Source organism: Chloracidobacterium sp. (assembly GCA_016716305.1).
Taxonomy (GTDB): domain Bacteria; phylum Acidobacteriota; class Blastocatellia; order Pyrinomonadales; family Pyrinomonadaceae; genus OLB17.
In genome coordinates this window covers 2,789,150-2,806,130 of record JADJWP010000002.1, presented here as the reverse complement: position 1 = coordinate 2,806,130, position 16,981 = coordinate 2,789,150, and the positions used below count along the sequence as shown (strand labels likewise).

Genomic DNA, 16,981 nt, shown 5'->3' with positions numbered 1-16,981 from the left:
AGATCGATCGGTTTTTCGAACTATTATGTGTTCAAGAAATTCGCTTTACTAGAATCTCAACAATTAGGAGAAAAGTTATGAATGTTAATCTAAAATCACTGGTCGGCCGGTTGAACGACGTGTCCCGCAACGCACTCGAAGGAGCGGCCGGTCTTTGTCTTTCCCGCACAAACTACGACGTTGAGATCGAACATATTCTCGCCAAGTTGCTCGAACAGGATGATACCGATCTCCATAAGATATGTTCACACTATGAGGTGAATATCGACAGGCTTACAAAGGATGTCAGTGTCGCCCTCGATCGGCTTAAGAGCGGCAACTCGCGCACGCCCGGGTTGAGCGACCGGATCCCAAGATGGATCCAGGACGCATGGCTGCTCGCCTCGGTTGATTTTGGTGCGGCACGTGTCAGATCCGGGCATTTACTGCTCGCGTTGCTTGCGAACGAGAGCTTTGCCCGTATCGCTCGGGAAATTTCCAAAGAGTTTAGTCACATCTCACTCGAATCCCTGCAGACCAATCTTCCTGATATAACTGCCGACTCTGCTGAGGCTCGGGATGCAGTTGCTCTTGGCGAAACGTCGGGCGTTTCGGGTGGAGCACCGGTCGCGTCGGGAGTTCCCGGCAAGACCAAAGCTCTCGATCAGTATACCGAGGACCTTACCGCAAAAGCGGCCGCCGGCAAGATCGATCCCGTGCTTGGGCGCGATTTTGAGGTTCGCCAGATCGTTGACATTTTGACCCGTAGGCGTCAGAACAACCCGATACTCACAGGTGAGGCAGGCGTCGGCAAAACCGCGGTCGTCGAAGGGTTTGCACTTCGGATTTCTCAGGGTGATGTGCCCGATCCGCTAAAGAACGTTTCGGTTCGATCGCTCGACCTCGGGCTTTTGCAGGCTGGTGCCGGCATCAAGGGAGAATTCGAACAACGCTTAAAGGGCGTGATCGACGAGGTGAAGGCGTCGCCGCAGCCGATCATTATGTTCATTGACGAAGCTCATACGATGATCGGCGCCGGTGGAGCTGCCGGGCAGAACGATGCGGCAAATCTGCTTAAACCAGCGCTTGCCCGTGGTGAACTTCGTACGATCGCGGCAACGACCTGGGCGGAATACAAGAAATATTTTGAAAAAGACGCAGCTCTCGCCCGCAGATTTCAGGTCGTAAAGATCGAAGAGCCGGACGAGCCAAAGGCGATCGCAATGATGCGCGGCATCGCCGACAAAATGGAAGGCCATCACAATGTCCGGATCCTGGATGAAGCGATCGTTGAGTGTGTAAAGCTTTCTCATCGTTACATCACGGGCCGTCAGTTACCGGACAAGTCGGTTTCGGTCCTGGACACCGCTTGCGCCAAGGTAGCTATCGGTCAGGGTGCTACCCCGGCTTCGGTAGAAGATGCAACCAGGCGAATTCAAAATCTGACTTCCGAGATCGATTCGCTCGAGCGCGAAATGGTTACCGGAGCCGAACATGAAGATCGGCTGACCGAACTAAAGGCGAGCCGTGCCGAGACAGAAGACGAACTTGCCAAGCTAACTGAACAGTGGAACAAGGAGAAAGAACTGGTCGAACAGATCCGGAACATCCGCACAAAACTCGAGATGTCGAGGCACGAAGGTAAGTTGGCGGATCTGGTCGCCGCATCAGGCGATGCCTCTTCTTCCGCGTCCGCAGCTGCTGCAACCGCCGAAACGGACAGTACAGTTGGTGACGAAACTGGTGGTGCGGCTGCGGCTACTGCACCTGAAGCCACGAAACCGATCGACACCGAATTCTTGAAGGGTGAACTCAAACGGTTGAACGCCGAGCTCAAGGACGTTCAAGGTGAAAATCCGTTGATGCAACCCGTCGTCACGGGGCAATCGGTCGCCGAAGTCATCTCAGGTTGGACGGGCATTCCGATCGGAAAGATGGTCGCGGACGAGATCAACGCGGTGCTCAATCTGTCTTCGACGCTTCGCGAACGCGTTCTTGGGCAGGATCATGCTCTCGAAGCGATTTCGCAGCGTATCCGGACGGCTCGGGCCGGCTTGACCGATCCGAAGCGGCCGATAGGCGTGTTTCTTTTGGTTGGAACCTCAGGTGTAGGTAAGACCGAAACGGCACTCGCCCTGGCCGAATCACTCTATGGCGGAGAGAGGAACCTGATCTCGATAAACATGAGCGAGTATCAAGAGGCCCATACGGTTTCGAGTTTGAAGGGCTCGCCTCCCGGGTACGTCGGTTACGGGGAAGGCGGCGTTTTGACCGAGGCCGTAAGAAAGAAACCGTATTCGGTCGTTCTCTTGGACGAGGTCGAAAAAGCTCACCCTGACGTAATGGAGCTTTTCTTCCAGGTCTTCGACAAAGGCGTTTTGGAAGATGGCGAAGGTCGTGAGATCGATTTCAAGAACTGCATCATCCTTTTGACGTCGAATGTCGGCACAGACACAATTATGAAGCTTTGTGCAGATCCGGATACAATGCCCGATCCGGACGGTATAGTAGAGGCGATCAAACCCGAATTGAATGCGGCCTTCAAACCCGCACTTCTCGGGCGGCTTGTCACCGTTCCCTACTATCCCATCTCGGACGAGATCATGCGACTGATCATCAGGCTGCAGTTAGGCAAAATAAAGAATCGCATCGCGGACAATCACGGTGCGCAATTTTCTTATGACGAGTCCGTCATAGAAACGGTAGCGAAACGCTGCACTGACGTCGATAGCGGAGCCCGAAATGTTTATAACATTCTGACGGGAACGTTATTGCCGGAAATGAGCGGTGAAGTGCTTTCGAGAATGGCCTCCGGTGAGGGGCTGAAACGAGTTCACGTGTCGATCGGCGAAGGTGAGTCGTTCACGTACGAAATTACCTAATCGCGTCGACGATTGCTGGCTCTTTCACGGACTGTCACACGAATGGCATTTGTGTGAACGGTCGATGCAAAGAGCTTGAGGTTAAAGGAAGGTGGAGTGCATCGTTTAAGATGCGGTGCACTCTGCATCAGAGAATATGGCCACCACGCAAGACAATCGGCTATTGAGAATAGCGACGCCTTTAGGAAAGGACTATTTGCTCCTGGACAATTTCAAGGCTAGTGAGGGGTTATCGCAGTTATTCTCGATCAGCGCCGAGCTATTGCACGAAGAGACGGACAATTCGTTCAATCCCACGATCATCGACCCCAAGAATATCATCGGTAAAGGCGTGACGATCTCGGTCGGTTCGCCTGATGGTACAACCCGTGATTTCTCGGGCATGGTCAATAGCTTTATGCAGGGGAATCGCCACGTTCGTTTTTCCCATTACAGCATCACTATTGTCCCTCATATCTGGCTGCTGACCCAGAATTCGCAGAGCCAGATATTCCAGCAGATGAGTGTTCCGGACATCCTGAAAAAGGTCTTTACGGGCTTTGATGTTAAGTATGAATTCCAGGAGACTTACGAGCCGCGAAATTACTGCGTACAGTACAGAGAATCAGATTTCAATTTCGCCTCTCGCTTGATGGAAGAAGAGGGGATCTTCTATTATTTCGAACATAAGGATGGCAAAGATCTTATGATCGTTGCCGACACGCCTCAATCTCACCGCGATTGTCCATCAAAAAAAGACATTCCGTTCTTTGTCAAGGTCGGCGAAAAGCAGGACTTTGTCGGTGCGATAAATTCATTTCTCAGCGGCCACAACCTTCAGACAGGAAAAGTAACCCTTTGGGGTCATAATTTTCAGCTTCCCGATAAAAAGCTTGAGAAAGAAGAAACGAGCAAATTCACATTGGGCGACAATAAGTCGCTGGAACTCTATGATTATCCCGCAGGTTACGGTCGGAAATACGATGGCATTAAAACGAGCGGCGGCGAACAGTCAGGCGACCTTCAGAAGGTCTTTCCGGATCGCGAGCGAACGGTCAAAAATCTGATGGAAGCTCTCGATTCGAGGGTAACTCAGGCTACAGGCACGTCTGATTGCTGCTCGATCACCGCAGGCCATCGCTTTAATCTTATCGACCACCCGAATCGTGATCTTAACAAGACACACACCATCGTAACTGCAACGCATTCCGCCGAACAAAGCCCGGATTACGTATCCGATCAGGCTGTCAATGACCCATATACCAATACATTTACGTGCATCGAACAAGGTGCTGGAAAACCCGGGTTTCGTCCGTTAAAGACGGCCACTAAACCGATCGTTCAAGGCAGCCAGACGGCTATCGTTGTCGGCCCAACGGGAGAAGAGATATTTACAGACAAGTATGGCCGGGTCAAGGTTCAATTCCACTGGGACCGCGATGGCCAGGTCGACGCAAGCAGTTCATGCTGGGTCCGCGTCGCTCAGACGTGGGCAGGAAACAAATGGGGTGCGATGTTCATTCCGCGAATCGGAATGGAGGTCCTTGTCCACTTCCTTGAGGGCGACCCCGATCAGCCGATCATCACCGGCTGTGTCTATAATCCGCAAACAATGCCGCCCTATACGCTGCCGGATGAAAAAACGAAATCGACCGTCAAGTCAAATTCGTCGCCGGGCGGGCAAGGGTTCAACGAGTTTCGCTTCGAGGACAAGAAAGGTTCGGAGCAGATATTCGTTCATGGCCAGAAGGATCAGGATATTCGAATCCGAAATAACCGGCGCGAACTTATCGGAAACGACCGTCACCTGATCGTAAAAAGAGACAAACGCGAAAAGGTCGAACGCGATAAGCACATTATTATCGAACGCGATCAGATCGAGAAGATAGAACGCGACAAACATCGCAAGGTCGAAGGAAAGATCGCATATGACACAACGGGCAGTGTCACCCACAAGATCGGCGGCAGCCTGGCTGAATCGGTCGGCGGCAGTTACGCTGTCGATGTTTCAGGCAGTTACACCATCACAGCCAATACGATCGTACTCGAGGCGACCACGGGACTCACGATCAAAGTAGGGGGAAATTTTGTCACCATCAATTCTGCCGGTGTGCAGATAAACGGCACGATGGTGATGATCAATTCCGGCGGAGCTGCATTGCCCGGATCTCCGGGATCACCCGTCGATCCGTTGCCTCCGGATGAAGCCGAGATCGCAGACAATGCAGATCCGGGGAGCGATGCTCCGACATACAGAAATCAGCGACGCGCGACGCCGCCGGCAAGGGTGCCTTCGTACACAAAGCCGACGCATAATCCAAAGTCGCCGAAAAACAAGGATAAGAAATCTTGGATCGAGATCGAACTCAAGGACGAATTGGACAATCCGGTCGCGGGCGAGCGTTACCGCGTGACGTTGCCCGACGGTTCGACGATCGCGGAAGGAACCACTGACGAGAATGGGCTTGCAAAAGTGACCAATATCGACCCTGGCAGCTGTCAGGTCACGTTCCCGCGATTGGATGATTCTTCGTGGGATCCAAAGTAATGACAGAAAGGAATTACACATCGGCGTTTGCCGCGACACTGGCTTTTTTTGCGATCCTGTTGCCGCTAACCGGCTGCTCGGGTTCGACCGTTCATTCGCAAGATAACGCAAACAGAAGCCGGCAACCTGCAAAAGCCACTCCGGACGTTAAAGGAAAAAAGATGAGCGCAGAACTTAAATACCCGACAGTCGACAAGATAACTGCCTTTAGACAGCTTGACTCTTATATCTTCGACATTCATTACGGGAGGAAATCGGAACCGAAGAACCTAGATCCAGTTCACGTCGAGGAGTTCATTCGGGAAAAGGTCGACCGCACGAAGGAGCCTCAATCATTCGAACGCACTCGGAATGTCGTCGATATTTACGATCTCGCAACTGTGGTCGACCATTTTACCAAATTATTGGTCCGCGACGAGAAGGACGAACGCGGGATCTTGCAGTCGATCCAGTCGGTCAGGCTGCTTGCGGAGCAAGGCGACGGGAACATGCAGAAAAAGGCGTTCGATTATTACGAGTACCTCGTTAAGCACCCTGTTTCAGAAACCGCCTATGAGGCGCTTGTTGAAGCTGCAAGTTCATTCAGCACGTCGTATTCGCCGGCAACCTTGCTGGACACATTAAAACGGCAATATCCGAAGCTGAAAGAAAAGGGAAAGACAGACTACTACATCGACGGGGTTGCCGAGCAGGTCTTTTCATTGATGAACGGCCGGCTTCCGCAATTGGTCGACCAAATCAATGCCCGAAATAGCATTCTGAATATAGCCAAACCCGAAGATCGCATCGCAAAACTGACCGCTATCTACCTCAGCCAGGATGACCTGACATCGCCGGAACTCGAACGCTGGTCGGCTCGCCAATTGAGACGATTATCTCGCGAAGGGCAAACGGAAACGATAATCGCCGTCATACGAAAGGCTGCGGCTGCCATAAAGGCAGGCGGTTTCAAAGAGGAGGAAGAAGAGAGTTTCCTATTGCGTGCAGCAAGGGCGGTCCGATTCTTTGGAGGCGAATTGAGTGCGGATGAGAAAGCACTCGTCGCCGCGGGCAGCGAGTATCAGGTCGATTATCTCGATAGGGATCTTTTTTAGGAGTCGTATTAGATGGGTAAGTGGATAACAGCACAATCAAGCGACACTCTCTGCGGCCTCGCCTCAAAGAACGGGTTTCTTGATTGTAAATCGCTTCGCGACCATGAGTCGAATGCCGAGTTGAAGAACCGTCAAATAAAGGCGGGCGATAAAGTCTTCATTCCCGACATCAAGCTTGACCAGCATACAGCGGCAACAGAAAAACGTCATTCGTACGTGAAAAAAGGCGGGCTCGCGACCATCCGGTTCGTCCGCGGCGGTCGGGACAATCAGATCAAGACCGAACGTTCGATAAGTCGTTTGCAGATCAGCAATTTCCCTACGGACAAGGCGGGAGCAGACGGCACAGCGGCATTTGGCGGGCCGGCAAAGTGGCAATTCGACGCAAACTCGTTCGCCGATCCTGATTCATTCAAGATCGAGGTCTCTGACCGGCGAGCGACAAGCGCTACTCTCGACGTTGAACTCCAGGCCCTTCACCCGGTCTACAAAAGCAAGCTGCTTGTCGGTCACGACCTAAATTGGTCAAGTGCGGCCGAGCGCGATAAGCGAAAGCTTGCGGTCAAGGTCCATAAGGCGACACCTGTGCCCGACCAGCGTTTTCGTTCACCGTACCTCAGGCTCGTTGTGGATGAGACGGATAAGGCCGCAAAACCACAGCAAACGCTTCTTGTAACTGACGACCAGCCGAATGAAGAAAAGGTAGAGATTCTCGATCAGCGGGTACGTGCGACCTACATGATCGAAAAATGTCCGGCGGGAGGCGACGCCCGTTGCCGCGTTACGGCCGAGGCTCCTGTAGGGGGACGCGATAGGTCCAAAAAGCGGATAAAGGTCACGGTCGGGATCGTTCGCCAGAACGTCGGAGATGCGACCGGTTTCAACGGGGTTACAGAAGCGATGATCCGTCATCGGGTCTTCCGTTGGCTCCGGCGAGTCTATGCCCAGGCGGATATGGCCCCGGTATTGGTCGATCCGAAGATAAGGATGCTCGATCCGCCGCCGCGCAATATGCTGACGGTCTCTGATATCAACGGATTGCCGGCCACGGGAACCACCGCCGCCGGGGCCGCAAGCTCCAGAATGTCGTTCACCGTTACGACGAACCGAAGCGATGGCACATCTGTAAACAAAAGCGTAACGCTCAATATCCCCCGCGCCGCATCACCGGCTGCGAGGCTCAAACCGAAAGAGGTAGCCGATCAGATCGTTGCGTTGATCAACGATGTGAATTTCTCGGCTCGAGCGTTTGTAAATGCCGCTTCGACCCGTTCGCTTCCAACATCGCGATCGGCAGATATTCTCGTGAGCGACAAACTTGGAGGACGTGTTACCGTTTCGGCCGTATTGAGTACCGACACTGGAGCTACGCTGACCATGGCCAACGTGAACCTTAATGGATATCAGAACTCGGATGGCGATGACATGGAGAACGGTACGCTTCATGAACGCCAATTGATCCGAAACTACGATACGGGGTCTGACCGTATGGATTGTTTCGTCGTCGGCAAGTTCAAGGGTACTGCGAGCACGCGCGGGCGTTCGTACACGCCGTGCCTAAACATGCCCGGTAACTATCGGCCGGTTGCCGAGATCGTGAATAGTTGCGTAATGGGTGTCACCTCCTCGAGCGGCGCCGTTATGGACGGCGGTAATAACTTGCCGTACACTTTTCCGCACGAACTCGGTCACGCATTGTTGGATTGCTTTCACACATCAACAAGGTCCGAACTCATGGCAGGCGGCGGCACATCCGTCAGTGCCGCTGTTGACGGAACCAAGCGACTTTGCGACGATCCGATCACTGCAACCTTTGGCGATTATGACCCAAGTAAGGACTTTGTTAATGATCCGAATCCAACGCAGAGTCTGACATACTCGTCAGCGGCGAGACTTGGAACAATAAACACCTCTGTTTTTTCGAGTTGGTAGGAGTTAATAATCAAATATGCCGACAGGACCAGCAGCCAGAATTACCGACAACGTTGTCCACCCGCTCCCGCCGGTGTTAACGCCGGGACCGGGAAGTATGAACGTGCTGATCGGATTCTTGCCTGCGTGGCGGGGGATACCCGCAGCCGCGGCGGCCGCTTTGCAGGCGGCAAAGCAGGCCTCGGATATTGGGATTCAGGCCGCTGAGGCGGCCACGATGGCAGCTGCAGGCACGCCTGGCGGGCCGGCGGCATACGCCGCGGAACAGGCGGCCAAAACCGCCGCACTCGCCGCGTTGAGTGCAACGATCAGCGGTATGGCCGGAATGTCGGACATTCACGCGTGCACAACGCCGTCGCCGGTACCGCCTCACGGCCCGGGTGTTGTCATCGACGGTTCGGCGACCGTAATGATCAATAATATGCCGGCTTGCCGAATGGGCGATACGATCATCGAACCTCTCGGCCCGCCGAACAAGATAATGAAAGGCGAAATGACCGTGATAATAGGCGGATAGAAAAAAGGCTGTCAGCAAATTGACAGCCTCTTTCGTTCTTACTGTTGATCTACCTAAGGCCGCGTCATTCGTTCGGGGATCACAAGCTCGTCAAACTTTTCCGCCGTCAGCAGCTCAAGCTCAACTGCCGCTTCCTTCAATGACATTCCCTTCTTATGTGCAAACTTAGCGATCTTTGCGGCGTTGTCGTATCCGATATGCTGGTTCAACGCGGTAACAAGCATCAATGAATTGTTAAGGTATTCATCGATCTGGTCCCGGTTCAACTCGATCCCGGCGATACAATAGTCCACAAAACCGTGGCACGCGTCGTGTATAAGCCGGACGGAATGCAGGAAATTGTGGATCATGACAGGCTTAAATACATTCAATTCAAAGTTTCCTTGTGATCCTGCGAACCCGATCGCTGCGTCGTTGCCCATCACCTGAACCGCAACCATCGTAATCGCTTCGCTCTGGGTCGGATTGACCTTCCCGGGCATGATCGACGAGCCCGGTTCGTTTTCCGGAAGCGATATCTCGCCGATCCCGCATCTCGGACCGCTTGCGAGCCAGCGAATATCGTTTGCGATCTTCATCAACGAACCGGCGAGCGTTTTTAATGCACCGGATGCAAAGACGACTTCGTCGTGTGCAGACAATGCGGCAAACTTGTCCGGATGCGACCTGAACGGCAAGCCGGTAAGTTCGGCGATCTTTGCGGCGGCCCGTTCCGCGAATTCCGGATGAGCGTTCAACCCCGTCCCGACCGCTGTACCGCCTATTGCAAGATCCATCAGGCCGGGAAGCACGATCTTCAATCTTTCAATGTCGCGGTCGATGAGGTTCGCCCAGCCGTTAAACTCCTGCGTTACGGTCACCGGCGTTGCATCCTGGAGGTGAGTGCGGCCGATCTTAACGACACCTTCGAATTCTTTCGCCTTTGCCTTGATCGCATCGCTTACCCTTTGCACCTCCGGGATCAATGCGGTCAGTCGCTCCGCGGCCGCGATGTACATCGCTGTCGGAAATGTGTCATTCGACGACTGCGATTTATTGACATCGTCGTTCGGATGAATCGGCTCTTTCGAACCCATCTCTCCACCAACGATCTCGATCGCTCTGTTCGAAATCACTTCGTTGGCATTCATGTTCGTCTGAGTTCCCGACCCTGTCTGCCAAACCCGCAGCGGAAAGTGAGCATCGAGCTTGCCGTTGATCACTTCATCGGCCGCCTTCACGATCAGCTCCAACTTATCTTGCGGCAGTTTTCCAAGATCGCAATTAACGATCGCCGCCGCCTTTTTCAGGATGCCGAGGGCACGGATCACCTCTCTCGGCATAGTGTCAAAGCCAATGTTGAAGTGTTTCAGCGAACGCTGCGTTTGCGCTCCCCAATATACATTCGAGGGCACCTCGATCTCACCCATCGAGTCAGTTTCGATCCGAGCTGCCGCCGCCGTTTCTTTTGCTTCTGCCATATCTACTTTCTACAAAGACACCACGTTTTGAATCTTTACCATTATCACCAAAAGCGATCTGATCGGGCAACGCTGATCCAAGTGATCAGGGATCCCGGTCACAATAGGCCGGTTTCCGAGAGACAGCGCTCTATTCGTTCGACCGTTTGTTCTATGTCATTGTCAAGCCCGATCGAGAACCGGACAAGTCCTTCGCTAAGGCCCATCGCCTCGCGTTCTCCGATAGGTATCTCCGAGGACGTACTGTGTCCCGGAGCACTGAACAGGGTCTTGAAATATCCGAGACTGACCGCCAGGTAGCCGACCTTTTCTTGCTGCATACGCGTCATCAGATCATTCGCATTTACAAGTGTGCCGACGTCAATAGCCAACATCCCTCCATAACCATAGCCCGGATTCATGAGCGTTTTCAAAAGAGTATGCTGGGGATGGTCGGCCAGTCCGGGATAATAGACCTTGAGGCCGAGTTTCTTGAGCCTTTCAGCCAGAAACAATGCGTTGGCGCTATGCTGCCTCATTCTAAGGTGAAGCGAATGAAGGTTTTTCAGGATACTCGCCGCACGTGTACTGTCAAGAACGGCTCCGAGCAGCATCGATGCCCCGGCGTTGATGTCCGTGAGTTTGTGTATGAACTCACTGCTGGCGCAAACGGCCCCGGCCACACAATCGCTGGTACCATTGATGAACTTGGTCAAGCTGTGGACGACAATGTCGGCACCGAGGCGTATTGGCGAAAGGATCATCGGGCTGAACGTGTTGTCAACAACGAGTTTTAGGCCGTGCTCTTTGCATAAAGACGCAAGAGCCGTAATGTCAGCGACTTCCAACAACGGGTTGCTTATCGATTCGCAATAGATCGCACGCGTACGCCCGTTAATGAGCGAGCGGACCTCCGTCGAATCGGAAAGGTCGACGAAGTGGGCCGTTATTCCAAGTCGCGGCAGGAAATTCTTAAAGAATGCGTACGTGCCACCGTAGATCGTCCGCGATGAAATGATCTCATCACCTGTGTCGCAAAGCTGCAATATCGTTGAAGATATCGCCGCCATTCCCGAAGCCTTTGCTTGAGCCGCCTCGCTGTCCTCCATTCGAGCGAGGGCATCGGAAAGAAACTTATTGGTCGGGTTCCAATGCCGCGAGTAAAGGAAGCAGCCTTCGATCTCGTGCTCGAAAAGCTCTTCCATCTTGTCCGGGCTAATGAACGTGTAAGTCGATGAATCCGTGATCGATGGATTAACATCGCCAAATTCACCAAAGACCAGATAATCCTGGATCGCATTACTAGGATCGAAGCCGCTCGATTTCATCGCTTTTAGGTCGTTATTCGCCAGGTTTTAGACGAAACTGTCGGTTCCCCGGCTTCCGGAAACATTATAGGGGGCGGCTGTATCGAATGACACAGTAAGATCGTGACCGATGATCGCAAGCGGCTCTATTTCGCCTTTTCGATCACTTCATCGGCAGGCCTTTCGAGCGCCATTCCGCGGTTCCGCCGGTGACGTTGTAGATCATCGTGTAACCGTTTCTCGCCAATATCTCGGAGGCCTCCCTAGATCGACGCCCGGTCTCGCAGATCATATAGACCGGCTCATTCTTCTCGATCCGGTCGAGATTCTGTTCAAGTGTATCGAGCGGAATATTGACCGCCCGATCCGCATGCCCGGCCTTGTATTCTGCTGTGGTCCTTACGTCAACGAACTGTGCATAGGCGAGCCGTGTCTTCTCGGCCGCATCTGACGGCGAGATATCGGTGATCGCGGCAATCGGCTTCTCTGCAGGCGGCGTATCGGTCCTTTTCGGGCCGGTCGAGCACCCATAGATAAAGAGCAAGCAGAGCGCTAATAAAAGTAATGCTGTTCGATTTGATTGAAGCTTTTTGAGCATATTCAGGGTAAGAACGCGAAATTTCGCACGCATAACCGTCTTGTGACTAGTCTCAACGGCATTATACGCAAATGCCGTTCCCGACGATCTCAATGATCGCGGCGATAGGCGACGATGAACCTCTGCTCCGGGGTCTCGTCGTCACCCGGCATTACGTCAAAAGAGATCTGCCTAAGACCGTTATCCGCAAATCGCCCCAATTCCGCTCTCGACATTGGCCACGGAAGCTCGTTGGGTTCTTCATCATCTTCGCGGCCGCGAGTCACAACGACAAGTTCGCCAAAAGGTGCGACGAATGCCGCAATCGAGTCGATCGTTCGAGCACGCATCTCTAACGGCAACGGCTGGATCGTATAAACTTCAAGGACAAAATCGAAGTTACCGAGCCATTCTCGAAATGGTTCGAAAACATCCATCACCTCGAATTGAATATCTCGATCCGCGTGGAGGCGTTTCGCCCATTCTATCGCGGTTGGAGAAATATCAAATGCAGTGACCTTGAATCCGAGATCGTCGAGATATCTGGCATCGTCGCCGAGTCCGCATCCGACGACAAGTGCTTTCCGATCCGCCCCTTTGAGCACGGTCCCTTCGGCCCACGTTCGAAAATACCTGTTCGGTTCGAGGTCGGCCCACGGGATCTTTTCATTGTCGCCCGCGGCCTCCTTATACAATGCGTCGAACCATCCAAGTGCATCGCCCCGCTCGAGGTGTTGCGCGGCAAGTTCCTTCGTCCTTGCTCTGCGGTCGATCTCGGTTTCCTTCGTTTCGGTCATTCGAAAGGCGTCTCCGTTTCTATCGGCAATTTGGCATCGTTCCATGCCTTCCAGCCGCCGGCCATCGAAAGGACATTCGTGTAGCCCATTTTCTGTAGCATATCCGCCGCGAGTGCCGAGCGGTATCCGCCGCCGCAATAGAGGATGATCTCGGCATCTTTGTCGGGTATTTTCTGGACAATGTCGCGTTCTATTATGCCGCGCCCCATGTGAGCTGCTCCAGCAACATGGCCCGCCTGCCACTCGTTATCCTCCCGGACGTCGATCAAGTTGGCCCCGGCACGCTGCCGATCGACAGAATCCACGACAGAGATCTCGGTGATCCTCGATTTTGCATCATCAACTATCGCCAAAAATTCAATAGAGTGCTGCATTGTATTGTTTGTCTTGGCAATACGGCTCAAGAGCAGCCATCACCTCCGACTTTTTGCTTGTTTCCATCTTACCGTTATAATAAGGCTTTTGGCACACATTTAACTAGACGAGGCATAAGACATTGGCAGAACAATTTGACGTCACTATCATCGGAGCCGGCCCGGGCGGCTATGTCGCTGCGGTTCGTGGAGCACAACTCGGACTAAAGGTCGCTATCATCGAAAAGGAAAAGGACGCCAAGCTCGGCGGAACCTGCGGACTTCGTGGCTGCATACCGACAAAAGCGCTGCTGAACGCGGCTCATCTTTATCAAAAGGCAGGCGAGTTTGAAAAGTTTGGGCTAAAGGTTTCAGGCCTTGAATACGATTGGGCCGGCGTTCAAAATTATAAATCAGGAATCGTCGACAAGAACGCCGCCGGTGTGACCTATTTGATGAAGAAAAACAAGGTCACCGTCTTCAACGGCCATGGAAAGATAGCCGGAAAGGGCAAGGTCGAGGTCGCCCTCGCAGACGGCAAGAAAGAGACCATCGAGACCAAGAACATCATTATCGCGACCGGTTCGGTCGTAAGGCCGATCCCGGGCTTTGAGGTTGATGGCAAGCAGGTCGTCAATTCAGATCAGATACTTGAACTCCAGAGCGTCCCGAAATCGATGGTCGTCATGGGCTCGGGAGCCGTTGGTGTTGAGTTTGCGAGCGTTTATCACCGCTTTGGCTGCGAGACGACGGTCATTGAATTGCTTGACCGGATCGTGCCGATCGAGGACGCCGATGTCTCAAAGGAACTCGCACGTGCCTTTAAGAAACAGGGCATTAAATGCGAGACCGCCATCAAGCTCGATAAGCTCGAAAAGAACAAGAAAGGAGTTAAGGTCTCCGGCAAAAACGCCAAAGGCGAGGACATGACCTTTGAAGCCGAGATGCTCCTCGTCGCCGTCGGCCGAATGCCCTACCTCGAGGGCCTGGGCCTTGAGAAGACCAAGGTCGTCGTAAACCCCCGAGGGACGATCAAGGTGAATGATTATTGCGAAACGGACGAGCCGGGTGTTTACGCAATCGGCGACGTCATCGACACTGCCTGGCTGGCTCACCTCGCTTCGAAAGAAGGCATTCTGGTCGTCGAGAAGATCGCCGGCAAGAAGGTCGAACCGATCAAGCAGAACCTCGTGCCAAACTGTACCTATTGCGATCCGGAAGTAGCGAGCGTCGGCCTGACCGAAGCGAAAGCAAAAGAGGCAGGCTATGACGTCAAGGTCGGCAAGTTCCCGTTCTCAGCATCGGGCAAAGCACGCATCCTCGGCGAGACTGACGGCTTTGTCAAGATCGTCGCCGAAAAGAAATACGACGAGGTCCTCGGCGTCCACATCATTGGCCCGCACGCGACCGAACTTCTCGCCGAAGCATGCGTCGCCATGGCACTCGAGACCACCGCCGACGAACTCGGACGGGTTATCCACGCCCATCCGACCGTCTCAGAATCCGTTATGGAAGCCGCGGAAGGTGTTCACGATCTGACGATTCATATGTAGCTGTCATTTTGGCTTCCGGGCAGCAAACGGAACTGCCTTCAAGCCATCTCCAGCTAGGCGTACCGTTTCGGCGATACGCCTTTTTCTCGTCTCCGGGCACTTTGTGCTGAATATCCAGGCCAGGATGTCCTTTTGTACAGATGGGGAAAAACCTAGAAATTTCGTTTGTGCGCCCGCATCTGTGGCGAGTGCTTAGAGCAAGTCTCAAGGCAGTTCAAGTCGGTCGCTTCGGTTTAATGCATCCCACGACCCATTCCTCTTCGCATTTTCGACCTTTCTTATTCCCGCTTCGGCCATCGATCCTTCGGTCAATAAGCGTTCGACTCGATTCTTGTTCGCTTCAGACCATACACTTTTATCCTTTCGCGGTGTGAAAAGAAGGAGCGAACGCTCACGATCAAGCGCTCGAGGCAGGCTATCTATCCAACCGAAACAAAGAGCCTCTTCGACTGCCTCATCATACAAAACGTTGCGGTGGCCGCTTTTTTTCTTGTAATAAACCAGCCAGACAACATTGCATTCCAGATGGTTGTTCGCGAGCCATGTGCCCCAATCATCTCGGTCATGCGGCTCAAAACAAGCGAAAGTATCTATCTTTCTTGCCATTTGGTCAGTCGGTCATCGTCATGCCGCTCGCACGATCTTGAATGCGAATTCGCGCTTGAGGTCGGTCGTTGCCGAGAGGTGTATCCAGAGCATAGCGAGCGGCTCAAGCAGACGTGCCCTAGCAAGGCCGCCGATCGAGATGGCGTCAAAGCCGATATCCGCGGCGAGTTTCCGGACCGTCTCAATCGCCTCGGCATCGTCACCGCAGACGAACATCATCGATCCGCCCGGTGTTGCCATATTTGCGAAACCGGTTTGATTGAAGCATTTCACAACCCTTGCCCCTTCTGCAGCGGCCGCGAGTTCCTCAGCACCCGAACTCGTGAAACCGACCGTGAGGTCAAGCCCATTTGGGGTCATCGCAAGAGGGTTCGTTGCATCGATGACGATCTTGCCCTCAAGGTCTCCGCATTGCGAGAGGACTTCGTTTGCTGCAGAGTACGGGACCGCAAGCAGAATGGCATCTGCATCGGCCGCCGCATCGGTAACCGACATCGCCGGCCCGGCCAATCGACCGTCGCTGTAATCTGCAGGCTTATTTACGCCGAAAGTGACGTTGTGCCCGACTTCAACAAAGCGACGGCCCAGCGTCGCTCCAACATTTCCTGCCCCAATGATCGCTATTTTCATAGTTATTCTCCAAGTGCCTGCATTATCAGCCGGGCCGTCTCGCTGCCCGAAAAGTTCTGCTGGCCGGTGATCAGATTACCGTCGCGAACCGCAAACCCTCGCCACAGTCCGGCCTGGATGTAATTTGCCCCGATCTCTCTCATCGCGTCCTCGACCCGCCAGGGCATTATATGCTGTCCTTCCGGAAGCATCCCGTAGTCCCAAACGGCACGGTCGGCAAAGTCTTCTTCAACGTTCGCAAAGCCCGTGACCGTTTTGCCCTTTGCGAGATACTCGCCATTCGAGAGCTTCGCGAATTTCAGTATCGCTACGCCGTGGCAAAGTGCCGCCGCGATCTTCCCTGCTTCATAAAATTCGACGAACTTGCTGCAAAGGGTTTCATCCGCCTCAAAGGTAAACATCGGCGACTGACCGCCGGCGATGACGATCGCGTCAAAATCGTCTACCGAGATCTCGCCCACGCTTTTTGTGTTTTCGACCAGTTCGGCGAGAGCGGGCGTATGTATAAAGCCCATCGTGATAAGGTCGGAGGCGGAATATCCGCTCGGGTCGCGAGGGTCGCTCATCGCGTCCGCGACGCACTTGCCGCCCGCAGGCGAGAATATCTCTACCTCATAACCCTTCTCGGTAAATTCGAAATAGGGATGGGTAAGTTCCGACCACCAAAAGCCCACAGGCCAACCGGTCGTATCGGACATAGCCTGATTTGCTATTACCATTGCTACCCTCTTCGGCTTTGACGCATTCACCACGTTTGCATTCTTAAGGCTCATTGAAATATCCTCCTC

13 protein-coding genes and 1 pseudogene are annotated in these 16,981 nt (G+C 53.5%); 6 read left to right on the top strand and 8 right to left on the bottom strand.

All coding sequences use genetic code 11. The features are described from left to right. Window positions 1-77: 77 nt before the first annotated feature. The 5 genes from tssH (at window position 78) to IPM28_14750 (ending at window position 8,931) form a co-directional block, all read left to right on the top strand. Window positions 78-2,861 carry a type VI secretion system ATPase TssH gene (gene tssH / locus IPM28_14770; GenBank protein ID MBK9174244.1) on the top strand — a complete coding sequence of 928 codons (2,784 nt, stop codon included), beginning with the start codon at window positions 78-80 and terminating at the stop codon, window positions 2,859-2,861. Window positions 2,862-2,997: 136 nt separating this feature from the next. Then, entirely contained in the window at window positions 2,998-5,388 is a 2,391-nt protein-coding gene (gene tssI, locus IPM28_14765) for a type VI secretion system tip protein VgrG (protein MBK9174243.1), read from the top strand. Between the two features lie 161 nt (window positions 5,389-5,549). Beyond that, on the top strand, window positions 5,550-6,482 hold the full coding sequence (locus tag IPM28_14760) for a hypothetical protein (GenBank protein MBK9174242.1): 933 nt from the start codon (window positions 5,550-5,552) through the stop codon (window positions 6,480-6,482). Window positions 6,483-6,494: 12 nt separating this feature from the next. Beyond that, entirely contained in the window at window positions 6,495-8,414 is a 1,920-nt protein-coding gene (locus tag IPM28_14755) for a hypothetical protein (GenBank protein ID MBK9174241.1), read from the top strand. 16 nt (window positions 8,415-8,430) lie between these two features. After that, window positions 8,431-8,931, top strand: coding sequence for a PAAR domain-containing protein (locus IPM28_14750; protein MBK9174240.1), 501 nt, complete (start codon window positions 8,431-8,433; stop codon window positions 8,929-8,931). A 53-nt stretch (window positions 8,932-8,984) separates the two neighbouring features. On the opposite strand, the gene fumC is transcribed toward IPM28_14750, so the two are convergent. The 5 genes from fumC to IPM28_14725 form a co-directional block, all read right to left on the bottom strand. Beyond that, window positions 8,985-10,391: a class II fumarate hydratase gene (fumC, locus tag IPM28_14745; GenBank protein ID MBK9174239.1), complete on the bottom strand. Its 1,407-nt coding sequence runs from the start codon at window positions 10,389-10,391 to the stop codon at window positions 8,985-8,987. 98 nt (window positions 10,392-10,489) lie between these two features. Next, window positions 10,490-11,698 carry an aminotransferase class I/II-fold pyridoxal phosphate-dependent enzyme gene (locus IPM28_14740; GenBank protein MBK9174238.1) on the bottom strand — a complete coding sequence of 403 codons (1,209 nt, stop codon included), beginning with the start codon at window positions 11,696-11,698 and terminating at the stop codon, window positions 10,490-10,492. 142 nt (window positions 11,699-11,840) lie between these two features. Beyond that, window positions 11,841-12,275, bottom strand: coding sequence for a rhodanese-like domain-containing protein (locus tag IPM28_14735; protein MBK9174237.1), 435 nt, complete (start codon window positions 12,273-12,275; stop codon window positions 11,841-11,843). An 89-nt stretch (window positions 12,276-12,364) separates the two neighbouring features. Continuing rightward, window positions 12,365-13,051, bottom strand: coding sequence for a class I SAM-dependent methyltransferase (locus IPM28_14730; GenBank protein ID MBK9174236.1), 687 nt, complete (start codon window positions 13,049-13,051; stop codon window positions 12,365-12,367). Then, on the bottom strand, window positions 13,048-13,425 hold the full coding sequence (locus IPM28_14725; protein MBK9174235.1) for a sulfurtransferase: 378 nt from the start codon (window positions 13,423-13,425) through the stop codon (window positions 13,048-13,050). Before IPM28_14725 ends, IPM28_14730 begins: the two co-directional genes overlap by 4 nt. Window positions 13,426-13,547: 122 nt before the next feature. Between IPM28_14725 and lpdA the strand changes: the two genes are divergently transcribed. Then, window positions 13,548-14,957 (top strand): dihydrolipoyl dehydrogenase, encoded by a 1,410-nt coding sequence (lpdA, locus tag IPM28_14720; GenBank protein MBK9174234.1) that lies wholly within the window; start codon window positions 13,548-13,550, stop codon window positions 14,955-14,957. Window positions 14,958-14,960: 3 nt separating this feature from the next. Here lpdA and IPM28_14715 read toward each other — a convergent pair. The 3 genes and pseudogenes from IPM28_14715 to IPM28_14705 form a co-directional block, all read right to left on the bottom strand. Then, window positions 14,961-15,563 (bottom strand): annotated as a pseudogene (locus tag IPM28_14715) (YdeI/OmpD-associated family protein). A gap of 18 nt (window positions 15,564-15,581) precedes the next feature. Beyond that, window positions 15,582-16,193, bottom strand: coding sequence for an NAD(P)-binding domain-containing protein (locus IPM28_14710; protein MBK9174233.1), 612 nt, complete (start codon window positions 16,191-16,193; stop codon window positions 15,582-15,584). A gap of 2 nt (window positions 16,194-16,195) precedes the next feature. Then, window positions 16,196-16,966, bottom strand: coding sequence for a type 1 glutamine amidotransferase domain-containing protein (locus IPM28_14705; GenBank protein ID MBK9174232.1), 771 nt, complete (start codon window positions 16,964-16,966; stop codon window positions 16,196-16,198). Between the last annotated feature and the right edge of the window lie 15 nt (window positions 16,967-16,981).

What these genes read in the sequence shown, in the direction of transcription:
- tssH (MBK9174244.1), top strand. Translation starts at nt 78, where the DNA reads ATGAATGTTAATCTAAAATCACTGGTCGGCCGGTTGAACGACGTGTCC.
- tssI (MBK9174243.1), top strand. Translation starts at nt 2,998, where the DNA reads ATGGCCACCACGCAAGACAATCGGCTATTGAGAATAGCGACGCCTTTA.
- IPM28_14760 (MBK9174242.1), top strand. Translation starts at nt 5,550, where the DNA reads ATGAGCGCAGAACTTAAATACCCGACAGTCGACAAGATAACTGCCTTT.
- IPM28_14755 (MBK9174241.1), top strand. Translation starts at nt 6,495, where the DNA reads ATGGGTAAGTGGATAACAGCACAATCAAGCGACACTCTCTGCGGCCTC.
- IPM28_14750 (MBK9174240.1), top strand. Translation starts at nt 8,431, where the DNA reads ATGCCGACAGGACCAGCAGCCAGAATTACCGACAACGTTGTCCACCCG.
- fumC (MBK9174239.1), bottom strand. Translation starts at nt 10,391, where the DNA reads ATGGCAGAAGCAAAAGAAACGGCGGCGGCAGCTCGGATCGAAACTGAC.
- IPM28_14740 (MBK9174238.1), bottom strand. Translation starts at nt 11,698, where the DNA reads ATGAAATCGAGCGGCTTCGATCCTAGTAATGCGATCCAGGATTATCTG.
- IPM28_14735 (MBK9174237.1), bottom strand. Translation starts at nt 12,275, where the DNA reads ATGCTCAAAAAGCTTCAATCAAATCGAACAGCATTACTTTTATTAGCG.
- IPM28_14730 (MBK9174236.1), bottom strand. Translation starts at nt 13,051, where the DNA reads ATGACCGAAACGAAGGAAACCGAGATCGACCGCAGAGCAAGGACGAAG.
- IPM28_14725 (MBK9174235.1), bottom strand. Translation starts at nt 13,425, where the DNA reads ATGCAGCACTCTATTGAATTTTTGGCGATAGTTGATGATGCAAAATCG.
- IPM28_14710 (MBK9174233.1), bottom strand. Translation starts at nt 16,193, where the DNA reads ATGAAAATAGCGATCATTGGGGCAGGAAATGTTGGAGCGACGCTGGGC.
- IPM28_14705 (MBK9174232.1), bottom strand. Translation starts at nt 16,966, where the DNA reads ATGAGCCTTAAGAATGCAAACGTGGTGAATGCGTCAAAGCCGAAGAGG.